Raw genomic sequence first — 20,908 nt, forward strand, 5'->3', positions numbered from 1 at the left:
ACCCCATACGCTGCCTACACGCAGACACTAGGGATGCCGCATTGCTTTCAAAATTTGTGATCACATTCTAGTGGTGAGACTCACGAAAGCGCAAGATCTATCTATGCCTCAGAACAACAATAGGGTCAGCGGAGCCACTTCCCCCGAGTAAACTGAGCAGCCTTAATACGCTTCTGAAGGGGAGATAATCCCACACCGGGATGGCACGGGACTTATTCAAACGAATCTGAGAGACAAGAGGCCGAGATCAGGGAGTTAATGAAGCTCCTCGGCAGAGATGGAGCCGAGCCCCTCCTCAATATCCTGGCGAATAGCTTGGCGCACTCTTCCTACATCCCCATCGGCCATACCCTCGAGTAGGTCTTCGTGGCGATCCGGCAGTTCCTGCACACCAAAACGCTGGAATACCAGGTGCTGCAGAGGGGCAGTTTGCAGCCAGAGACTCTCAATCAGGGAGAGAATGATATGGGGACGCCCCAGGCGATAAAGCGTAAAGTGGAAGTCGAGATTGGCAGTCACATACTGCTCGATGTTTTTTTGCTGTAGTGCAGCGGTTACCCGCCCATCCAGCTCTCGCAGCTGCTCAAACTCTCCCTTTCCTACAAAAGGCAGGGCTTGCTCTGCGGCCTGACACTCCAGCGCAACCCTAGCCGCACAGATCTCTGCGAGCTTCTCTGGGGTCATAGTGGGCACAGTGACACGACGGGTGTCGGAAAGCTCCAACGCCCGCTCAGAAGTTAGCCGCCGCAGGGCCTCACGTACCGGCATGGGGCTGCAGTTCAGTTCTGCCGCCAGACCGCGAATGGTGATGGCATGCCCCGGCAGAAACTTACCGCGCAGGATGGCATCGCGCACCTGGAAGTAAACGCGTTCCTGGGTCGTGCGAAATTCCTCTTGGGGAGGGCTAAATTCCAATGCCATCTTCACGCGGCCCCAACCTGTTGCAACTTGTGGGGCAGCTCATCAGAACCTACTTCGATCAGATAATCGGCCACACGGCTTGACTGCCAGATTTCATGGAAGTCCTCGGCCACCTGCCGACTCAAATCCACCACTTTGTTCCAGTAGCGCACTCGCTCATCCTGATTCAACTTATAAAAGTCATTGCGGTCCGGTATCTTGCCGAATGGGAGTTTTGCAACAAACCCAGGAGATGGTGCGATCAGCAGTGCAGAGGCCATGGCATCACCGCGCACCCGCCGCCAGGACAACCCTTTATCGAACCATCCGGGCACCATAAATGGGAAGAAGTGGGGGTAAAGCACAAGACCCGGTGGGTGCTTAAAGCGCAGATCAAAGTGGTAGTCGGTAATGCCCCCATCGCGATAGTTGCCCTGTGGCGCACCAGCAGGATTCTGAACACCGGCCATCACCAGTGGAATAGAGCCACTGGCTAAAACTGCTGCGCAGACGTTTTGTCTAGTGAGCGGCGAATTGACTGTGCTCAGGTTATCGAACGCCACCGCAGCTTGCTCTTGCGAGTGAAACACCACTCTCTCCCAAAAGGCTTTCAGGCTGCGCCTGGAAAACGCATTGGCGAGCGCCGATGTAAAGAGAGCTGGTGCCAGTAGGGCCCACCGCTCACTCGCGAGAGGACCACGTCCTCGCACCGTGACAAAATGACTGTGCCACAGAGGATTTTCCGCCACCTCACTCGCGCCACGCTCACCCAATACTTCAAGCAGAATAGCCTCCCCCGCCGCGGTGATTTCCGCGGGAGTGGGCTTTGAAGTGCCATAACTCTGATGGATATAACCATACTCCAGGCGCTCCAGTGCTGCCAGAGGCGCCTGCATGGCATAGCACATGTTGCGAAAACTACCGATGGAAGAGCCCAGTGTCGCCATAGGTTCGCAACGCCCTTTAAAAAACTCCCCCATCAGCACACGATCCAACTGACTGAGAACCAGCCATTTAGGACCGCCAGAGGCCCCCAGCAAAGTGGAAAACTGCTCCTGGTGCAATCCTTCCTCGCGAATCCTGCGCGCCGCAACAGCACCGGCCAGCAAAATGCAACTGCTGTTCTTCACATAATTTCCTTAAAAGGTTTGCCTACAGGCCAAAAATAAAAATATTGAGAGCTTCCCTGGAAAACTTACCACTCGCCAGTATTTTCCATCGACTGCCAAGGTTCCTTTGGCTCCAGAGGCTCGCCATCTTGTAATAGTTCAATCGAAATGCCATCGGGTGAGCGGAAAAAGGCCATATGGCCATCGCGGGGTGGGCGGTTTATGGTGACCCCTGCGTCCATCATGCGCTGGCAAACGGCGTAAATATCATTAACGCCATAGGCCAAATGGCCAAAGTTGCGCCCGCTGTCATAGGATTCCGGATCCCAGTTGTAGGTGAGCTCCAATGTAGGCGCTTTTTTCTCGCGAGCGGCATCAACATCCTCTGGTGCAGCCAGGTATACCAGGGTGAAGCGCCCCTTGTCATAATCATTGCGGCTCATCACCTGTAAACCGAGTTTTTCACAGTAAAATTTTAAAGATTCTTCCAGGTTGGCCACACGGACCATTGTGTGCAGATATCTCACTCTCTACTCCTTCCTGTTGCCAGGATCTACAATCGCGGAATAATAAATAATTCAGCTTCGCCCGGCGAAAAGCAAATGTATAAAAAATTCTATCGAGCATTTTCACAGGCGCCCAGTGGCAGCCCATCTTCCATGCTGCACATGGCCTGCCACTCACACCACTACTGGCCCGATGTTACTCTGGAGGCAACCAGGCAGTACTGGCATGATGCCGCGCTGCTCGCCGATGAAAAGTGGGGGCCTATTTTCCAAGAGAAAATACCGTCCTGGCAAAGCGCTGTCGCACAGACACTGAATCTGCCGGATGCCGGTCAAATCGCCATCGCCCCGAACACACACGAACTGGTTTACCGGCTAATTAGCACCTTCAATCCCAGCGAACCGCTGCATATCCTCACAACCGATGGGGAATTCTACAGTTTCACACACCAACTGCGGAGGCTGGAAGAACTCCCCAATGTACGGGTGACGCGTATCCCCAGGGCGCCTTACTCCACACTGGCCGAGCGCTTCGAACGGGAATTACATGCTCAAGACTACCAACTGGCCTATGCCAGCTGGGTGTTCTTCGACGCCGGCGTAGTATTTCCGGAGCTCGTGCGCATCGCCGAGCAAAAACCAGAGAAAACCCAATTTGTAATCGACGGCTATCACGGGTTTTTCGCCCTCCCTATCGACTTGAGCAGGATTGCCGATAAGGCTTTTTTTACCGCCGGCTCCTACAAATACTTGGGCGCCGGTGAGGGGATGTGTTTTATGAGTGTACCCCGCCACTGCAGCCTGCGCCCCCTAAACACCGGCTGGTTCGCTGAGATTTCAGCGCTTGACAACCGCTCCGGCAAGGTCGGTTATGCGGACAACTGGCTCAGGTTTGCGGGAGCCACCATGGACTACTCCTGCCTTTACAAGGGTCTGGCAATTTTTGACTTGTTTCGGCGTGAAGGCATTACCGTTAATAAGATCCACCGCTTTGTGCTCGCCGCTCAGCGGCGATTCCTGCACAGCATGGACAATGCCGACCACCCTATCCTCAATCGGAAACATTTAATCCACCACGACCTAGAGCAGGGCCATGGGCACTTTTTCACATTTGACTGTCAGAGTGCCGAAAATGCTGGGAGACTGCAAAGTGAGCTGAAAACCCGTGCTGTTTTATGCGACAAACGCCAGCAACTATTGCGGCTAGGTTTTGCCATCTACCACGACCAAGATGAAACTTACCAGCAGGTGTTCGGCTCTGAATAGCACTTTAAAGAAGAAAGGTTTCATTTGGACGCTGGAGGGTCGCCTCTATTGCCAACCTCAACAGGATCACAGCCCTATAGCACAACCGGTGAATCCGTTATGCTGAAATACTTGCTCAGCTGCGGTTCAGATACACGCTGATAGCATTTTGGCACATGATGCATTGCTATATTGCCAACCCCATAGCGATAGATAAGGAAAAATTATGAAGTTCGTTAAACTCTCCACCGTGACACTGCTCGCCTTACTGGTTACCGCCTGTGACAACGGCCAAATACCCTCCGAGCGCGGCACACTTGTTTCTATCGCAGCCGAAGGAGAAGCCCGTCAGACTCCCGATGTCGCCAATCTCTCTGTCGGTGTGGTAACCGAAGCCGAAGATAGCAAAAAAGCCATGCGTAACAATGCCGCGCAGATGGAGTCATTACTAAAAGCCATTAAAAAAGCCGGTATTGCCAAGAAAGATATCCAAACCAGTGGTGTGAGCCTCTCCCCCCGTTATCACTACCAAAAAAACCAGAAACCTCAAATTGTCGGTTATACCGCACGTAACACCGTCAGCATCAAGGTGCGTAAATTGGATGAGCTGGGTGGAGTACTGGATGATCTAACAACCGCCGGCGCCAACCAAATCAACGGCCCCAGCTTTGAGATTGGCGAACCCGGCCCCGTTAAAGCCGAGGCCCGAGAAAAAGCATTGCTGGACGCCCAGGAGCGCGCGACCATTTACGCAAAAGCGCTGGGCATGAAGGTGCGTCGGATTGTCAGTATCTCTGAGCAGGGTAGTGGCGGCATACCCCGCCCAATGATGCTGCGAGGCCAGATGGAATCAATGAAAGAAAGCGCCTCAACGCCGATCGCCCCCGGTGAAACCACCCTCTCGGTCAACCTGGACCTGGTATTCGAACTAGAAAAATAGCCACTTTGTACCGGCCTCGCGAGGCCGCTGCCCCTTGTAAACCCGCCTTAGCGTCTCGAATTGAGTCTTTAGAACACCGCCTTCAAGTTTACCGCTCAGCCATTGGTATCCGCTTCCAGAAATACTTCGACGGCCGGCTCACTGGGCGCCCTGAAAATCTTCCCCTCTTTCATCACAAACTGCACACGCTGTAACTCAGAGATATCCTCCAATGGGTCACCCGCTACCGCAATAATATCGGCAAGTTTACCTTCACTGATGCTCCCCAGCTCGTCCTGCACCTGCAATAACTCTGCAGCATTCCAGGTCGCCGAGCGGATCGCATCGGCCGGCGTCATACCGCCCTGCACCATCAGAACAAATTCCCGTGCATTTTCACCGTGTCGAGTCACCCCGGTATCGGTACCAAACGCGATGTTGACTCCACGCTTATAGGCCTTGGAAAAAGTTTCCTGCATCAATGGCCCCATAGTGGCCGCTTTAGGACGCACGATTTCCGGCAAAAAACCTTCAATGGCAGATTTCTCCGTTACCCACTCACCGGCCATCAACGTCGGAACGAACCAGGTTTTATTCCGGCGCATCAAGTCCATAACCTCTTCATCCATATAAGTGCCGTGCTCAATAGAGTCTACCCCAGCACGAATGGCCCGGATCATCCCTTCTCTTCCGTGCGCATGTACCGCCACAGTAAAACCGTAGTCCTTAGCGGTGGAGACAATTGCTTCCAGCTCATCGTGCATAAACTGTGGGTTTTGCCCGCTTTTAGCCACACTCAGCACCCCGCCAGTAGCGGTGATTTTGATCAGATCGGCACCATCTTTATAGCGCTGGCGTATCGCCTTGCGCGCGGAGATAGGCCCATCGACAACACCGTCAACAGGGCCGGGGTTCCCAACCAAATCCTGGCGACGGCCATTGGTGGGATCGGCATGACCACCGGTGGTGGCAATGGATTTACCCGCGGTGTAAATCCTCGGCCCCTCAATTGTGCCCGCTTCGATGGCATGGCGCAGGCTCACGGTAACATTGTCGTGGTCACCCAAATTGCGAATCGTGGTAAAGCCCGCTTGTAGGGTGCGGCTGGCAGCATCGACTCCGCGCAAGGCGAAATCCGCCGGGTTCCAGGTATAGGATTCCATATAAGCGCTAGGGCCGAATTCGTAGGTCAAATGGCTGTGCATATCCATCAGCCCAGGCAATACCGTGAAATTGCGCAAATCGACCAAAACCTCGCGGTCGCGCTTAGCAAACCCTTTTTGCACCGACTCAATACGCCCATCCACAATGTGGATGGTGCGATTCTCCAACAACTTTCCATTACTACTATTGAAAAGCTTACCCGCATAAATAGCCAACTCTTCTGCCGAAGCCAACTGGCAAAAAAATCCGATTAAAACCGCCAGAGCGGTGGCTGCACGGCGAAAGAAGCAGCTTCTCTTGGTACTTGTTGTCATTGTCGTCACCGGTAAGTCTCTCTTAGATTGGTATCGTTTTTATTGAAAGTTCCCCAATTTACCGCAATCGCCAAGGCGAGAGGAAGCCCTATGAAAATTTATGAATTTGCAAGTGCCCCGAATTGCCGCCGAGTCCGCATGTACCTGGCAGAAAAAGGGATCGACACTGAATTTGTCCATGTAGATATTACCAAGGGAGAAAACCTCAGCCCGGAGTTCCGCAGCAAAGATATCAACAAAAAAGTGCCTATACTGGAATTAGATGACGGTACCTACATCTCCGAATCCGTAGCCATTCAACGCTACTTCGAAGAACTACATCCGGAGCCTGCACTCTTCGGTCGAGATGCTAAAGAAAAAGCGTTAGTCGAGATGTGGACCCGCCGTGCAGACTTCAATTTAATGTTTCCTGTGGGCATGTGCTTTCAGCATGTTTCTGGTTTCTTCAAGGACCGCATGAACGTCTATCCAGAGTTCGGTGAGGATTCCGGCAAACATGCACTGAAATTTATGGATGCCTTAAACGATCATTTCTCAGACCACGAATATCTGCTGGGCGATTACTTTTCAGCAGCCGATATCAGCATGGTTTGCAGTCTGGATTTTGGCAAGGTACAAAACCTGCGCCCAGATACCGAAAAACACCCCCACTTGATTCGCTGGCGCGAACAACTTAAGCAGCGCCCCAGCTTCAAGGCCTAACGGTATATTTTTGAAAGGGCTACGCGAACGGCGAATTTTTTAGAAAAGCTCTGTTAGTTTATGCCGAACCGGAAAGTAACCTTAAAAACTGCCCCAACCCGCCTGGATATGGGGCAGTTTTTGATTCGGTATTAATCTTTTGAAGGGAGAACCTCTACCGGACCAATATCCAGAGCCTCAACTTCACCTTTAATCTTGTCGAGGTCACCCACAATGACCCAGGTAAATTGATCTGGAGCCAGAAACTCCTGTGCCGAAGCCTCGACCTGACCCTTATCGAGTGCAGCTACCCGCTGCGGGTACTCGGCAATGTAATCTTCCGGAAGACCTTTTTCCACCTGCCAGTTAATACTGGAAAGTAACTGTCCTTTCGTCTGGAAGCGGGCACTCTGCTTAAGTACCTCGTCGTTACGGTAATCTTCTAACTCTTTTTCCGTAATCGGCCGACCAGCCAGATATTCCCGGTATTCTTTGATCAGCTCTTTAATCGCCGGGGCAGTCTTATCTGTCTGTACCGGTGCGAAAAGAATATACGGGCGCTGCCCTTCGGTATCCATAGAGACCGCACGGGCACCATAAGACCAGTGCTTATCCTCGCGCAAATTCATATTGACCCGGGAGGTAAACTTGCCAGCAATTGTATTCGCCATGGCATCGAAGGCCTCGGCACCCTTCGGCTGCCAAGGCGGCATTACCAACCCGGCCATAATATAGCTCTGCTGAGCTCCGGGGCGGTCCAAGAGATAAACCCGGGCCTTCTCTGGTCGCTCCACTTTAGCCACATCGATCTTCGGCAACTCCTCTTTTGGTGCCTTCCAGCCTCCCAGCGTTTCGTTAAGCAGCGGCTCAATCTCTTTTTCGGTCACATCGCCAACAACGGTTAGGGTGGCGTTATCCGGGCGCACCCAGGTTTTCTGAAAATTAACCAGATCTTCGCGGGTAATCGACTTGATACCCTCAGGTGTGCCAGAACCCGTCAGGGGCGCACCATAAGGATGCTCTCCACCAAAGAGCAATGGCGGTAATTCACGCAGAGCCAACCCCTGGGGCTGCGCTTTTTCTTGCGCAATTGCATCCAGGCGGTTGGACTTCACCCGCTCTAGGTCGGATTCCGGGAAGCGGGGCTCAGTCACCACTTTGGCAAATAACTCCAGGGAGGGCTTAAGTTGTGACTTGAGTGCGCTCATACTGATTGAGTTGTAATCCAACCCGCTGCCGCCACTGATACTCACGCCCAACTCCTCAGCCCGAGCGCTAAACTCGAGGCTGTCCAAGTTTCCAGCACCTTCATTCAACATCTGTGCAGCCACTGAGGCGAGACCGGGCTTAGTGCTATCTGCGGCTGTGCCGCTGCGAAACTGTAAGTTCATCAGCACTACCGGTGTATCGTGGCGCTCCGCCATCACCACCCTGAGGCCATTTTTCAGGGTGAACGTCTTCTGTTTCGGCAGCTCCAACTCTACTTTTTTATCGACCTCCGGCAATTTACTGCGGTCCGCACCCTCTGTCGCGGCCGTATACTGCTGTTCAGGCTCGATAATCAAGGTGTAGGAGTCGTCTTTCAACCACTGCTCGGCAACATCCTGTACCTCACGTGCAGAAACCTTGGCGTAATCATCAATGCCCTTCAACAGTGCGCCGGGATCACCGAAGTAAAATTCCGAGCGGGCGAGAATATCGCTCTTACCACCAAAGCCACCGGTTTTCTCCAGCCCTTTAACCAGTCCGGCAAATTCCCCTTGCTTAACCCGGCGTAACTCTTCTGCGCTAACACCGTTCTTGGCAAACTGCCGCAATTCGTTATTTAAAAGCTCTTCAACTTTATCGACAGATTGACCGGGTTTTACATCGACCACAATAATCAATTGCCCGGCCAACTGGCGCCCGTAATAAAAGGCACTCACACTGGTCGCCACCTTGTCATCCCGCACTAAGCGGCGATAGAGCAAGGAATTTTTGCGATTCGCCAGCAATGAGGTCATCAACTCCAGAGCCTGCTCCTCCTCACTACCAACCGCCGGCACATTCCAAACCTTATAAATACGGGTTTGTGGAACCCGATCGCGCACGACTTCCCGCTTTTTCACCTGCGTGGGCAATTCCCAATTTTTGATTCGGGGCTGCACCCCCGTGCTGGGAATATCGCCAAAATATTTACGGGCCTTGGCCATAGCTTCATCGACAGTAACATCACCGGCTATCACCAAAGTGGCATTGGCTGGCTGGTAATGATCGGCAAACCACTTTTTAACATCTTCCAGACTGGCATTATCCAGGTCCTCCATAGAGCCAATGGGGGTCCAGGAATAGGGGTGATCCGTGGGGAATGTACTCTTGGCAATAATATCGAAAGCTTTACCGTAGGGCGCATTTTCACCCTGCCGTTTTTCGTTTTTCACAACCCCGCGTTGCTCATCAAGCACTTCTTGGGTGATAGCCCCCTTAAAGTGACCCATGCGATCAGACTCCATCCACAGAGCCATATCCAGGGCGCCTTTGGGCACAGTCGCGAAATAATTCGTGCGGTCGTTACTCGTAGTGCCGTTCATATCGGTGGCACCGGAGCGCTGGAAGGGTTCGAAATACTCACCCGAATAATTTTCACTACCGTTAAACATCAGGTGCTCAAATAAATGCGCAAAGCCGGTTTTACCCTCCGGTTCATCCTTGGAACCCACCTTGTACCAAATATTGGTGGAGACAACCGGCGCCTTATCATCCTCGTGCACAATTACCGTCAGGCCATTAGGTAAAACCTCTTTGTGAAAAGGAATATCCAGCTGGGGCGGTGGCACATAGGCTTTTTTATCAATCGCCGCATCTTTACTGCTGGCGGCAGCCTCCTTGTCCACAGAAAGTGCGTGGGGTGTATTGTCGGCAGACTTGTTACAGCCGGCGAGACCGGCGGTAGCAATAACGACACTGATGAGCACTGGACGCAAGTCCATATTGTCACTCCCTATTAGTAACCGCGGATTCAGAATGGCAAGTTTCGGGGAAGATCCATTCCCCTTATCGGCAATATCCACCCGCAAGATCAAACCACAAACCTAGTGCACCTGCGAGGTGCCAGGCCACTAAGATAACCTTCAGACAAAAAAATGGGCACTAAAGTGCCCAAATAAATACATCACAGAGAGAAGCGATGATACCAATCGCCAGGGATCAGGTCATCGGCACGCCTCTCGTGCCGAATTCGGTTATGCCGCGACAGTGCCGGACTTATTCTCCGTACCACCAGTCACAGAGTGGTGTCCAAAGCGCTCCTCAGCGATACGGTCCGCCACATGTGCCGTGGTTTCTCCGGTCTCATCCGCTCGCTCAAAGACTTCTTTCATGGTGCTGCCAATCGCTTCAATATGTGCACGCACCTCAGCGGCATCGTAGTCGCCCCTCTGCTGATAGTAGACATCGATGATGCCACCGGCATTAATCACATAGTCTGGAGCGTAAAGAACGCCCTTCTCGCGCAGAGCCACCGCATGGCGCTCCTCAGCCAGCTGATTGTTGGCCGCACCAGCCACCGCGCCCACTTTCAGGCGAGAAATCGTATCGTCATTGAGGATAGCGCCCATCGCGCAGGGGGCGAAGAGGTCTACATCGAGGTCAAAAATCTCGTCAGCGGTAACCGCGATTGCACCCAGCTCGGTTACCGCGCGGTCGATATTGTCCTGGAAGATATCGGTTACAAATAGCTCCGCACCGGCCTCTTTAAGGAGTTTGCCCAGGCGGAAGCCCACATTACCAACCCCCTGAATGGAGACTTTCAGCCCCGTGAGGTCTGTTTTGCCCCAGCGATGCTCTACAGCCGCCTTGAGGCCCACAAACACGCCGTAAGCTGTGGAGGGCGAGGGATCGCCTCCGAATTCAGAACCCGCAAACAGGCCGGATACGTACTCGGTGGTCTCACCGATAACACTCATATCGGCAACACTGGTGCCGGAATCCTCTGCCGTGATATAGCGACCACCCAGGGTATTGATGAACTCACCCATAGCGCGCAGCAGCTCAGGGGTCTTTTCTTTGCGCGGATCGCCGATAATCACGGATTTACCGCCGCCGAGTTTCAAACCGGCCATCGCAGACTTATAAGTCATACCGCGGGACAAGCGCAGGACATCATTCAACGCCTCGCCGTCGTCGGCGTATGGCCACATGCGGCAGCCACCCAGGGAGGGACCTAAATTCGTATTGTGTACCGCGATAATTGCCTTGAGACCGCTCTTAGCATCTTGGTAAAACGCCACTTGTTCGTGTTTATCGTAGGCGGAATGGGAAAAAATACTCATTAACTGTTCCTCTCCGGAAAGCCGGTTCTACAGCTGGGGAACAACCACAGCCCTTATCTGTTTTTATTTAAGAGTAAGATTATATCTAGCTTCGCCAGATAAAGTTTGCATATTTTGCACATAACGGCGCAGTAATAGCTAAATCTTCACACAAAATATTTTTTTTTAGGACAGCAAGCCCCGTGGAAATATTGTAGTCCATATGGTCAGTAAACTTGGGGGCAGCTCCAACCTGGCACCTTTGCGCCTAATCAAACGGGGATAGTTTCTTCACGGCCAGAACCCCGTTACCCGCATCATCCTGGTCTGGTAGAATCCGCGCCTAAATCGACCCGAGAGATAAACTCGATGCTGAATGCCGACGCTCTGAAACAACTTTCACAACTGAAAACAGATATTCGCTCCAGTAAGGAGTTTGCCGAGGGCCGGATTCGCGGCAGCAACGGCAAATTTGGCTTCGTGGAGCTGGAAGATGGACGCGAGGCCTTTTTGCCTCCCAACGAAATGGAGCGGGTATTCCCCGGCGACCGGGTTCGCGTCAGTCTCTCCGAAGAGAAAAAAGGCAAGCTCAGTGCCGAATTGGACTCCTTAATCGACAGTCAACTCGACTACCTGGTTGGACAGTACGTTCAACGGGGCCAGGGGCATTTTATACAGCCCACCCAGAACGGCCTCTCACGCTGGATCTTCTTGCCCCCCAAAGCCCGCGGCAAGGCCCAACCCGGCGAGTTCATCGCCTGCAAGATTAACCGACATCCCTTTAAGGACGGTCGCGCCCAGGCAAAAGTAGAGACGGTTATTGGCAAGCCCGATATTCCTGGGATTGAGCACGCCTATGTCGTCGCCCAGTTCAAGCTGCCGGAACAATTTGGTCAGGCGGCGCAAGCACAAGCGCAAGAAATAAGCGAGCAACTCGCCTCTATCGCGGCTGAGCGTCAGGACCTGTCCGAGCTGGGCTTTGCCACCATTGATGCGGAGAGCACCCGCGATATGGATGATGCCCTCTCGGTCACTGCCCGCGACGATGGCTGGACTCTGCACATCGCCATTGCCGATCCCTCCAGCGTAATTACCGAAGGCAGCGCTCTGGATAAAGAGGCCTTCGAGCGCGCCCACAGCCAGTATCTGCCGGGCGAAACCCTTCCGATGCTGCCGCGCCGCCTGTGTGAAGACCTTTTCTCGCTGGTCCCCGGAGAACTGCGCCCATCCCTGGTGGTACATGTCGATATCGAGACCGACGGCAAACTTGGCGAGAGCCGCTATGAATTCGCCGCGATTCGCTCCCAGCACAAGTTGAGCTATATCCAGGTCAGCCGGTTTATCGAGGGCGACGAATCCGCGGTTCCAGAGGAACAGAAACAGAGTCTACGCAACCTGGCTGCTGTTTTTGAGGCCCGTTCCACCTATCGTGCAAGCCACTCCCTGGCGATGGAAGACCGCCCTGACTACGAGATCCACCTCGACGACAAACGTAAAATTGCACGTATCGAGAAACAGGAACGCAATATCGCCCAGCGCATGGTAGAAGAGGCGATGCTCGCCACCAATATCAGCATCGGCTCTAAACTGGCTGAACTACAACAGGGCTGCTTCTCAGTACACTTGGGATTCCGCGAGGAGCGTATGGGCGAAGTGCGCAGCCTACTCAAAGAGATGCTGCCAGAGCACGCGGAGAAAGATCTCAGTGAATTGCAGCACTACCTGGCCCTGGTAAAACACCTGGAGCAGCATGAAGACTCCCAGATGCAGAACCTTCTGGCAGTACTGAAGCGCATGTTGCGTCCCGGCCAGCTCAACAACCAAGCCGGTGCCCACCTTGGGCTGGGGCTCGAAGCCTATGCCACCGTGACCTCACCAATTCGCAAGTACAACGACCTGCACAACCACCGGGTATTGCGCGCAGCACTGGAGAGCGATACCGCCAAGTCCCTGAGTGATGAACAGATAGAATCCCTTCAGGAAAGCCTGATCCGTGGCCGCCAAGCCAATCGCGCCCTCGAACAATGGCTCTACGCACAATTTATGCAGGATAAAGTTGGCCAGGAATTCACGGGAAGAATCGCCCTGGTCAATGGTGCAGGGCTCGGCGTGCGCCTTAATGAATTCGGAATCGATGGATTCATTCGCCTAAACGGCGACAAAAAGAACCTGCCCAGTTTTGACGGCAAGCACCTGACCCTCATCTACAACGAGCATAGCTTCCAGCTGGAGCAGACTATTGGCGTCAAAGTTTCATCCGTGGACGTGGATAAACGCCGCATATCTCTCGAGTTATTAACCAAGAATTCGCCAAGCGAAAAAGCGGCGAAAGAATAAGTCGCTAGAGACCCCCAAAGAGCCCGGCATTCGCCGGGCTCTTTACTGTTGCACGCAAACCGTCCCAACTCAGGACAATGCCTAACAGCCAACCCGTAATAATTAGTCGAGGCCACCAATGAGCAATATTGCTGAGCTGAACCCTAGCCCCTTGTGGAAACACTTCGCCAAACTCTGTGAAATCCCCCACCCCTCCAAACACGAAGACCGGGTTGTCGAATACATCGTGGAGTTTGCCAAGAATCGCGGTCTGGAAGTACAGCTCGACCAAATCGGTAATGTGATTCTTAAAAAACAGGCCACACCCGGCATGGAAGACCGTCAAACCCTGGCCTTGCAAAGCCATGTAGATATGGTGCCGCAAAAAAATGCCGACACGAGTCACGACTTCCTTATCGACCCCATTAAACCCTATGTGGATGGCGAGTGGGTTACCGCAGAAGGCACTACCCTCGGTGCCGACAATGGTATCGGCGTCGCTGCCATCCTCGCCCTACTGGAATCTAGAGATATTCCCCACCCGGCTCTGGAAGCGTTGCTGACCATAGATGAAGAAGCGGGTATGACCGGGGCCAAGAACCTCAAGCCAGGTTATTTCGAAGCAGATCTGCTGCTAAACCTCGACACAGAGGATGAAGGCGAGCTCTATATTGGTTGCGCCGGTGGCGTAGATGTTAATGTTACTCTGCCTTACTCTGTAGAGCCCCTGGAGGCAAACGACCGAGCTTTTAAGCTCATAGTGCGCGGCTTGCGTGGTGGACACTCCGGGCTGGACATCGACAAAGGCCGCGGCAACGCCAATAAAATCGCTAATCGCATTATTGACTCTGCCCTGAGGGCCCTTCCTCTATTGCGTATCGCCAGCCTAGATGGCGGCAGCTTACGCAATGCTATTCCCCGCGAGTCCTTCAGTACCCTGGTTGTACCTAGCAGTGCACAGACACAACTACAGGAAATTGTCGAGCGCGAGAGCATTCACATTGCTCGCGAGTTTGATAATGAAGTGGGGCTCGAAGTACGCCTGGAAACCTGCGAAACGCCCGCAAACACTATGGACACGGCGAGCCAGCTGAAGTTGATCCGCGCTATTCGCTCTTGTCCCAACGGCGTAGAGCGTATGAGCACGGCACTAGACGGCATCGCTGACACCTCCAACAACCTCGCTCGCGTGGTAACTGTAGAAAAAGATGGCCAGCATCAAGCTCAAATCCAGTGTCTGGTGCGCAGCCTGTCAGACACTGCCCGCGACCAACACGGGCTGGACGTCGCTGCCACTTTCGAGCTGGCTGGCGCCCAGGCCAAGCTCGAAAATGCTTATCCGGGTTGGACGCCAAACCCGACATCGCCACTACTTGCCCTGATGAAAAATGTGTATAGAGAAATGACAGGCGAAGATGCCGAGGTAAAAGTGATCCACGCTGGCCTCGAGTGTGGCCTTCTGGCCAAGCCATACCCCAACTGGGACATGGTCTCTTTTGGCCCCACCATCCGCCGCGCCCACTCCCCCGAAGAGAGAGTTCATATCCAGAGTGTTGCCAATTTCTGGGATTATTTTATTCAGGTAGTGCAGGCAATTCCCACTCAGTCATAACGACTTTCCTTCCTATTCCTTAACAGTGCAGTCTGTAGAATAGTGCTTATCCCGTCTGCCAGGAGTTGCCTGGGGGCGGGCTACTCCCCCCCAAGATACAGAGTTGCCCTATTGAGATTGATCATACCGATCGTAAAAAGGGGTTAATTAAAAATATTTAACCAATAAGCAGAAGCGAACTAATTCACACAAAACAGCACCCTGCGCCTGGAACTTTATTTTAAACTCACGGGTCAATACAATCGCTTTATACAAACACGGAGGAAATTATGAAAAGCGTGACCTCAACTTATATTGTCCCACCCATCACATCAATCTCAATGAGTTACCACTCGATCCCAAAAGAGCAACATGATCACCACATAAGGATTAAGTGCTAAACAATCAATGAGCTCAACGACTTTTATATTAGAAATAAGTTAGCCAACAACATTGATGACGAATATGGAAGCCTTCCAAATTAGAAGGGCCTTTTACCTAGAGCACTAACACGGCAGATGCTAGGAGTATAAGAATTAGAGTGAGAATATTGTACCCCTGAAAAGAGTGAATCTTTTTTACTTCAGAAAACGGCAACACATTTCCAAACCAACCAAACACAAAGGACATCTAGACATAAAGCCGCAGGGGTTTCAGCTATCATGTTAACACCCCCGATAAAGATAAATTTTTAACCTGGCCAAGCCCCCACTTCTAAACAAAAAATGACTCATTCAAAAATATAGAAAAACAAAAACTACATTTAAGCCACCAACCGTAATAGATAAGGAAAATCACCTCGATGAAAATATTAACCTTAATCCTTTGCACCTTCATATTAACAAATTGCGGAACCTTCACCACACTTACCAGTACAGACCGTGAAATTGCCGCAAACCTGAAAAAACAGAAATCCAGCTGTGAGTCTATCCCACGAGTTTACAGCGGATTGTCCTACAACATGTGCAAAATGCATTCATCGAGTGAATCAATAAATGCTGACTTACTCCTTGGTATCTATCTCATCGACAGCGTCATGTCGACTGCAACTGATACAGCCGTACTTCCCTTTACAATCTATGAGCAACACAAAAGTGGAAACATACTGGTCAGATCCAGCCAATACTAGCGGATCACGTATCAATATATAGACCCAGGATTCATACATTGTGGGCTGGTCAGCCAAATCACCTCCGAAAAAGTTCCCAGCCCCCTTCGAGCCATAACTGCATGGGAAATGCAGGTATCGTTTAGGAAAAACCTGAAGAAATAGGCAGAAACTTACTTGCAACGACTTACATAGCCTTTAAAAAAATCACGTGCCCCTGCCTATACTCCGTGCCTTAAAATAGCCATAGGCACTGTAGTTACAGTGGTAATCGTTGATCAACTGGAGGTCTCAAGACTGCCTTCGGGATATGTCAGTGTCAATATACGTCTAGCAGCCTCAGAATTCTTGATGAAAATCCGCTACAACAGAGGTAGAGAATATTAACCCGACAGCTTTATAAGAATTACACTGACATAAGTATCAGAAAATAAAATAGACCTGAAGCGTGTTAACACACGTAAACTCTTAGATTGCAGCAGGTTATTTCTCTGAGCAAGAACTATCTTACAGCCTACCCCACCTAATTATAGCTCTGCTGTGGATGGTAGGACCACCAATACCAGGCAATTTCCTCCCGTCGGTAAATCCATACGTGCCTGTACTTCTGGAATTAGTCTAAAAATCGAACTAATGCAATGGCTCACGCAGGGTGACCACTGATTCGGCCTTACAAACCAACCGTCATCATTTTTGCATGACCCCACCTTCACCCCAAAGAAGATCAAAACTATTCTTAAGAATCTGAAAAAACCCTCAGCACAAGCACAACCATTTGGGAGAATGGTAACGCATATCATTATTTACCAGTGCATAAGGGATAATCAACCTCCACCTCGACTCCAAACACCAGTAAGAAAGGTCACCATTATAGGCATCAGAGCTGTAGAGCTGTAGAGCTGTAGAGCTGTAGAGCTGTAGAGCTGTAGAGCTGTAGAGCAATTCGGGCACTTCATCTAAAAGACTTCGAGTATTTTTGCTGGTTCGACCTGTGTACCAGCTAATTTCTTTTTTTCCTGTTAACCTCTCAATAGAGTTAATGGTAATTCGAATATGTTCTCGCTCCACCGCCTCACAAATATTCTGATAATCTAACCATCGATAGCCGTGCCCAGCGATTTCATGCCCCCGGTTGACTAACTCCTTAGCAAGAATGGGTTTTAACGCAAGGCCAATCCACTTGCAAATACAGTTATCTGTAAGCCTTTCGGTGCAAAAATATCGAGAATACGCCACTCCCCCTGCCCTACTGCCCTACTCATATATACTTTCAACAGTTAGGTCTCTTTCCCCAAGCCGTGCCCCTCGACCAGAGGGTTCATGCAAGTAAGCTTCAGATTGATTATCGCCATTAAGAGTGCAGGATTCTGCACCTTCCTCAACATTTAAGGCAAACTGTACGGCTATCCGAGCTCCATTTGGCCACTCAGGTGCAGGCGGTTTTCCAGCGCAACCCTTTAGAGCGCGGTAAGTCATTAACCTAACTCAAAAGTTGTCACACCAAAGATTCGCTCATGAGCGACATTAGGTATAGAACCAAGATACATACGCGCACAACCAAAAATCTCTTTCATATTATATCTTTGTGTCAACTCCATAGCTTTCGGGTTATTTTCCGGGACATCCAGAAATATCGAGTTACCTGAAGCAAAGCTTGCCAGTTCAACCAGAAGAGAGTCCGCCACTTTAATAGTGTTCGCAAATAAGGGGCCCACTTTAAAACCTGTTCTGCAGCGACGAATCAACGCGTAACCACGCAACTCTCCTGATTGCACTAGGCCTAATGCACGAGAGTCTTTCTGGCAAAGCCAGGCTCTCAGGAAGCGCGCTCTTTGTGTTGAGAAGCAGGTAGTGTCGTATTCAAGCAATTGCGTAAAAGGAATTTCAGTAAGAGGCAGCACTTCATGATTTCGGATATCATTTAATTTATTTTCAATCGGTATTTCCATACAAAACCGTAGATTACGATGGGAAAATACAAAACCACCCTTGGCATAGAAATTCTGCATCTGAAATGCGGCATCGAGACCAACACTTGCCCCAGGCCTAAGCCGCTCAAGCATTCGCTCGCGCCTGAGATACCAAAGTTTACGGCCAAATCCAAATCCGCGGTACTCAGGCTTTATAATAAAAAATCCCATAAACCCATAGTTACCTCCATAAGAGGCAATAGAACCTGCACCAATCAAACCTTGCTGAACTTCGGCGGCTATAAATGCTTCAGGATCAGTTTCCCAGAACACTTCCGCATCGTGCCTTCCCGGATTCCACCCTTCATGATCTGCCCAATCAACTAGAATATCGATCTCTGATCGACACATATTTTTTATTGCAAGTATATCTTTCACCATCACTCCCAACTTAAAAGATCAGCAGAGTAAAAACCTTCCCCTGCCTAAATCAAAGGTCAGCCTCCTCATTCAGCGACAGGAATGCCTTACAAGCACTCTTTAATTTTTTGCTGCAAGAAATTTGAAAGGCTGTGCAGGCTTAAGCTGCGAAGATACTTCCCCCCCAGCATCATTGGGAGCATCCATTTTCATGGATAAAACCTTTGAACCTTCTTTAAAATTTAGATTATTAAAATCCAACCATACCACTGAGGGATTAATAACTGAGTCAAAGTAATACCGCATCCTCTTTTGATCTATTACCGAGCGCCACAATGTCGAGGCTATATTGGGCTTAGCCGGATTACTCATCCCCAAAGGCACACTGACTGCACGCACTTGGGAGAACACAGAAGCGATTGCGGTCCTGTGATCCTTAAATTTTGGTGATGATTTAAGGGCATAACTAGCGCGGACAAAACGATCTGCCGCACTAATAGTGCCTGGTAAAAAATTATCCCCGCCTATTTGGCTCCAATAGGTATTAATTGCAAGCTGCTGGTTGTAAACGGGTGAGTTCGTCATCACCTTATACTGCTTACCATGGTGCACTTGTAACTTTCCATTGATATATTCAAATATTGCCGAATCTCCACTTGGGTCAGAAATCGCAATATGAGCCGTTGCTGGTTTACCATCGGGAAGGTTGGCGCTCACTACGGTAAATGGATCCGCCTCCATTGCCTTAACTACTTCATCCACAGTTGCGTAATTATCAAGGATATATTGTAGCCAGCCCCCCACAGATATCGTTGGCTTACCACGTTTTTTTGCATTTCCATAATCGGCTTCCGCTAAATAGAGTAGGTTCCCGGCCAAGCCAGCCTCATTGAGGCCATCTGACGTTGCCGCCTCATAAATACTAATCACTACCGAGCCGTACTTCGAAGTCCAGGTTATGGAGCCCTCACCTACACCACCATTTCTCTGCATCCCTTTAGGAAACAACCAAAAATTCATTGCCGCTTTAGCATCACTCCAATCCATACTCCGGCCAGTAATATATGACCCGTCGCCAGCCTCATAAAAAATCCGGGTACAAGCACGAGCTTCCTCTTGAGTCAGGATGAGTATCATCACCAAAGTACTAGCTAGGAGACGGGGAATAAACCTTATAGTGTTCGTATGCTTCTGAACGTTCATTTTCAAGCTTCCTTTTGAGCTTTTTTACTAACCACTTTGCATACCCAAACCCGCCAAACAACTCGACAGGCTATATATTGGGGTATCTGTATGGGGTAACTTTAGCTTTTAGGGATAAAGAAAAAGCTATTTTACAAAGAAGGAAGCGATACTAATTGAGTGCCCCCCAGGAAAGGCACCTAAATACTCATTCTTAGGTAAACGCTGCGGCTAACTTTGGGCAAAAACACACAGATAGTCTCAATCTTTACTTTTAAATAAAAAGTATCGCGCCATTACACCCTCACCGACCTTAGATACTGGGCATCTCCTTAAGAACTTGGCGCTATAGACGCTTTCGGAATTTAATCTTTCAGCATTTCAGGTAGAATCCATACCCAACAAGGCGAATCCATATGCCAAAAAGAAAGTGAGACTTCATCGTTAGGAGAATTTCATATGAATACCATAGGTAGGCTCGTCATTCTTGTTCGGGATTACGAAGAGGCCATAACATTTTATCGGGACAAACTCGGCTTTGAAGTTTTTGTTGACTCAGAGGAATCATCATTAAGATTTGTTCACCTTCGCCTACCTCAGCAAAAGAATATGGGAATTTGGCTTTTAAAAGCTTCATCTAGCGCACAACGGGATCAAGTCGGCAGGCAGACTGCAGGTGAACCCTGCGCCGTGATTTATACAAATAATTTTGATTTTGATTATAGGCGCCTTTCAGAGAATGGGGTCCACTTCACTAAGCCACGCTGCGCGGATACAAATGCCGAATTTGGGCATTTTGTAGATCTATATGGCAATGAATTTGTACTCGTGGAACTCAAAACAGTCGCTGCTGATTACTACCACTCTTCAAAAAAATCCGCTGTGTAACCTATGTTTACTCCGGCGATTACCATTTATCTGCAATCTCAATATTCAAAATCAGTTTCTCGTTCTGTTACCAAGCAATAAATCCTACTCTTGAAAAAATGGTATTTACTTCTCACCGACTATCACATATAAATCGAATAAGAATCGCGATATGAGTACCAAATTACACACCTATCACGCCTCTTGATCCGGTTAAATCTAACCACAGATCAAATTTTCAGCAATGGAATGTGCCACTGCCAGCTCAACGCTGGCGTGTAACCGCATAAAAGGAAGTTTATTTCTTACCGCAATACCAGTCGAAATAGTAACCAGCCCCTTATAGCAATAGCTCTATGGGCGTCAGCTCCACTGGTGGTGAAGCCC

Annotated in this window: 16 protein-coding genes; 7 read left to right on the forward strand and 9 right to left on the reverse strand. The window is 50.4% G+C overall.

The features are described from left to right. Positions 1-255 precede the first annotated feature (255 nt). From Q1A69_RS10710 to Q1A69_RS10720, 3 genes are all read right to left on the reverse strand, one after another. A complete protein-coding gene (locus Q1A69_RS10710; protein ID WP_299585118.1) occupies positions 256-921 on the reverse strand; it encodes a GntR family transcriptional regulator in 666 nt (221 codons plus the stop codon). Positions 922-923: 2 nt separating this feature from the next. Next, positions 924-2,030 carry a hypothetical protein gene (locus Q1A69_RS10715; RefSeq protein WP_299585033.1) on the reverse strand — a complete coding sequence of 369 codons (1,107 nt, stop codon included), beginning with the start codon at positions 2,028-2,030 and terminating at the stop codon, positions 924-926. Positions 2,031-2,095: 65 nt separating this feature from the next. Next, a complete protein-coding gene (locus Q1A69_RS10720) occupies positions 2,096-2,536 on the reverse strand; it encodes a VOC family protein (protein ID WP_299585035.1) in 441 nt (146 codons plus the stop codon). Positions 2,537-2,611: 75 nt separating this feature from the next. Here Q1A69_RS10720 and Q1A69_RS10725 point away from each other — a divergent pair, with 75 nt between their 5' ends. Together Q1A69_RS10725 and Q1A69_RS10730 are read left to right on the forward strand one after the other, a co-directional pair. Next, on the forward strand, positions 2,612-3,781 hold the full coding sequence (locus Q1A69_RS10725; RefSeq protein WP_299585037.1) for a hypothetical protein: 1,170 nt from the start codon (positions 2,612-2,614) through the stop codon (positions 3,779-3,781). A gap of 205 nt (positions 3,782-3,986) precedes the next feature. Beyond that, a complete protein-coding gene (locus Q1A69_RS10730) occupies positions 3,987-4,700 on the forward strand; it encodes an SIMPL domain-containing protein (protein WP_299585039.1) in 714 nt (237 codons plus the stop codon). A 95-nt stretch (positions 4,701-4,795) separates the two neighbouring features. Here the strand turns inward: Q1A69_RS10730 and Q1A69_RS10735 are convergent, their stop codons facing one another. Then, positions 4,796-6,157, reverse strand: coding sequence for an amidohydrolase family protein (locus Q1A69_RS10735; protein ID WP_299585041.1), 1,362 nt, complete (start codon positions 6,155-6,157; stop codon positions 4,796-4,798). Between the two features lie 90 nt (positions 6,158-6,247). On the opposite strand from Q1A69_RS10735, the gene Q1A69_RS10740 reads away from it, so the two are divergent. Next, on the forward strand, positions 6,248-6,859 hold the full coding sequence (locus tag Q1A69_RS10740) for a glutathione S-transferase family protein (RefSeq protein WP_299585043.1): 612 nt from the start codon (positions 6,248-6,250) through the stop codon (positions 6,857-6,859). Between the two features lie 131 nt (positions 6,860-6,990). Here Q1A69_RS10740 and Q1A69_RS10745 read toward each other — a convergent pair whose 3' ends face one another. After that, positions 6,991-9,807 (reverse strand): pitrilysin family protein, encoded by a 2,817-nt coding sequence (locus Q1A69_RS10745; protein ID WP_299585045.1) that lies wholly within the window; start codon positions 9,805-9,807, stop codon positions 6,991-6,993. Between the two features lie 252 nt (positions 9,808-10,059). Continuing rightward, on the reverse strand, positions 10,060-11,148 hold the full coding sequence (locus Q1A69_RS10750) for a Glu/Leu/Phe/Val dehydrogenase dimerization domain-containing protein (protein ID WP_299585047.1): 1,089 nt from the start codon (positions 11,146-11,148) through the stop codon (positions 10,060-10,062). Positions 11,149-11,496: 348 nt separating this feature from the next. On the opposite strand from Q1A69_RS10750, the gene Q1A69_RS10755 reads away from it, so the two are divergent. From Q1A69_RS10755 to Q1A69_RS20365, 3 genes are all read left to right on the forward strand, one after another. Next, positions 11,497-13,464: a VacB/RNase II family 3'-5' exoribonuclease gene (locus tag Q1A69_RS10755; RefSeq protein WP_299585049.1), complete on the forward strand. Its 1,968-nt coding sequence runs from the start codon at positions 11,497-11,499 to the stop codon at positions 13,462-13,464. 118 nt (positions 13,465-13,582) lie between these two features. Then, entirely contained in the window at positions 13,583-15,055 is a 1,473-nt protein-coding gene (locus Q1A69_RS10760; protein ID WP_299585051.1) for an aminoacyl-histidine dipeptidase, read from the forward strand. A 781-nt stretch (positions 15,056-15,836) separates the two neighbouring features. Beyond that, positions 15,837-16,163, forward strand: a complete 327-nt coding sequence (locus Q1A69_RS20365) for a YceK/YidQ family lipoprotein (RefSeq protein ID WP_366525572.1) — start codon at positions 15,837-15,839, stop codon at positions 16,161-16,163. A 735-nt stretch (positions 16,164-16,898) separates the two neighbouring features. Here the strand turns inward: Q1A69_RS20365 and Q1A69_RS10765 are convergent. The 3 genes from Q1A69_RS10765 to Q1A69_RS10775 all read right to left on the reverse strand — a co-directional run bounded on the left by Q1A69_RS10765 (position 16,899) and on the right by Q1A69_RS10775 (position 19,675). After that, on the reverse strand, positions 16,899-17,378 hold the full coding sequence (locus Q1A69_RS10765; protein WP_299585053.1) for a polysaccharide deacetylase family protein: 480 nt from the start codon (positions 17,376-17,378) through the stop codon (positions 16,899-16,901). A 239-nt stretch (positions 17,379-17,617) separates the two neighbouring features. Beyond that, a complete protein-coding gene (locus Q1A69_RS10770) occupies positions 17,618-18,490 on the reverse strand; it encodes a GNAT family N-acetyltransferase (RefSeq protein WP_299585055.1) in 873 nt (290 codons plus the stop codon). A 102-nt stretch (positions 18,491-18,592) separates the two neighbouring features. Continuing rightward, entirely contained in the window at positions 18,593-19,675 is a 1,083-nt protein-coding gene (locus tag Q1A69_RS10775; protein WP_299585057.1) for a linear amide C-N hydrolase, read from the reverse strand. Between the two features lie 438 nt (positions 19,676-20,113). On the opposite strand from Q1A69_RS10775, the gene Q1A69_RS10780 reads away from it, so the two are divergent. Then, positions 20,114-20,542, forward strand: a complete 429-nt coding sequence (locus Q1A69_RS10780; protein WP_299585059.1) for a VOC family protein — start codon at positions 20,114-20,116, stop codon at positions 20,540-20,542. The last annotated feature ends 366 nt before the right edge of the window (positions 20,543-20,908 follow it).

It is taken from the genome of uncultured Microbulbifer sp. (assembly GCF_947498635.1).
GTDB classification, from domain to species: domain Bacteria; phylum Pseudomonadota; class Gammaproteobacteria; order Pseudomonadales; family Cellvibrionaceae; genus Microbulbifer; species Microbulbifer echini.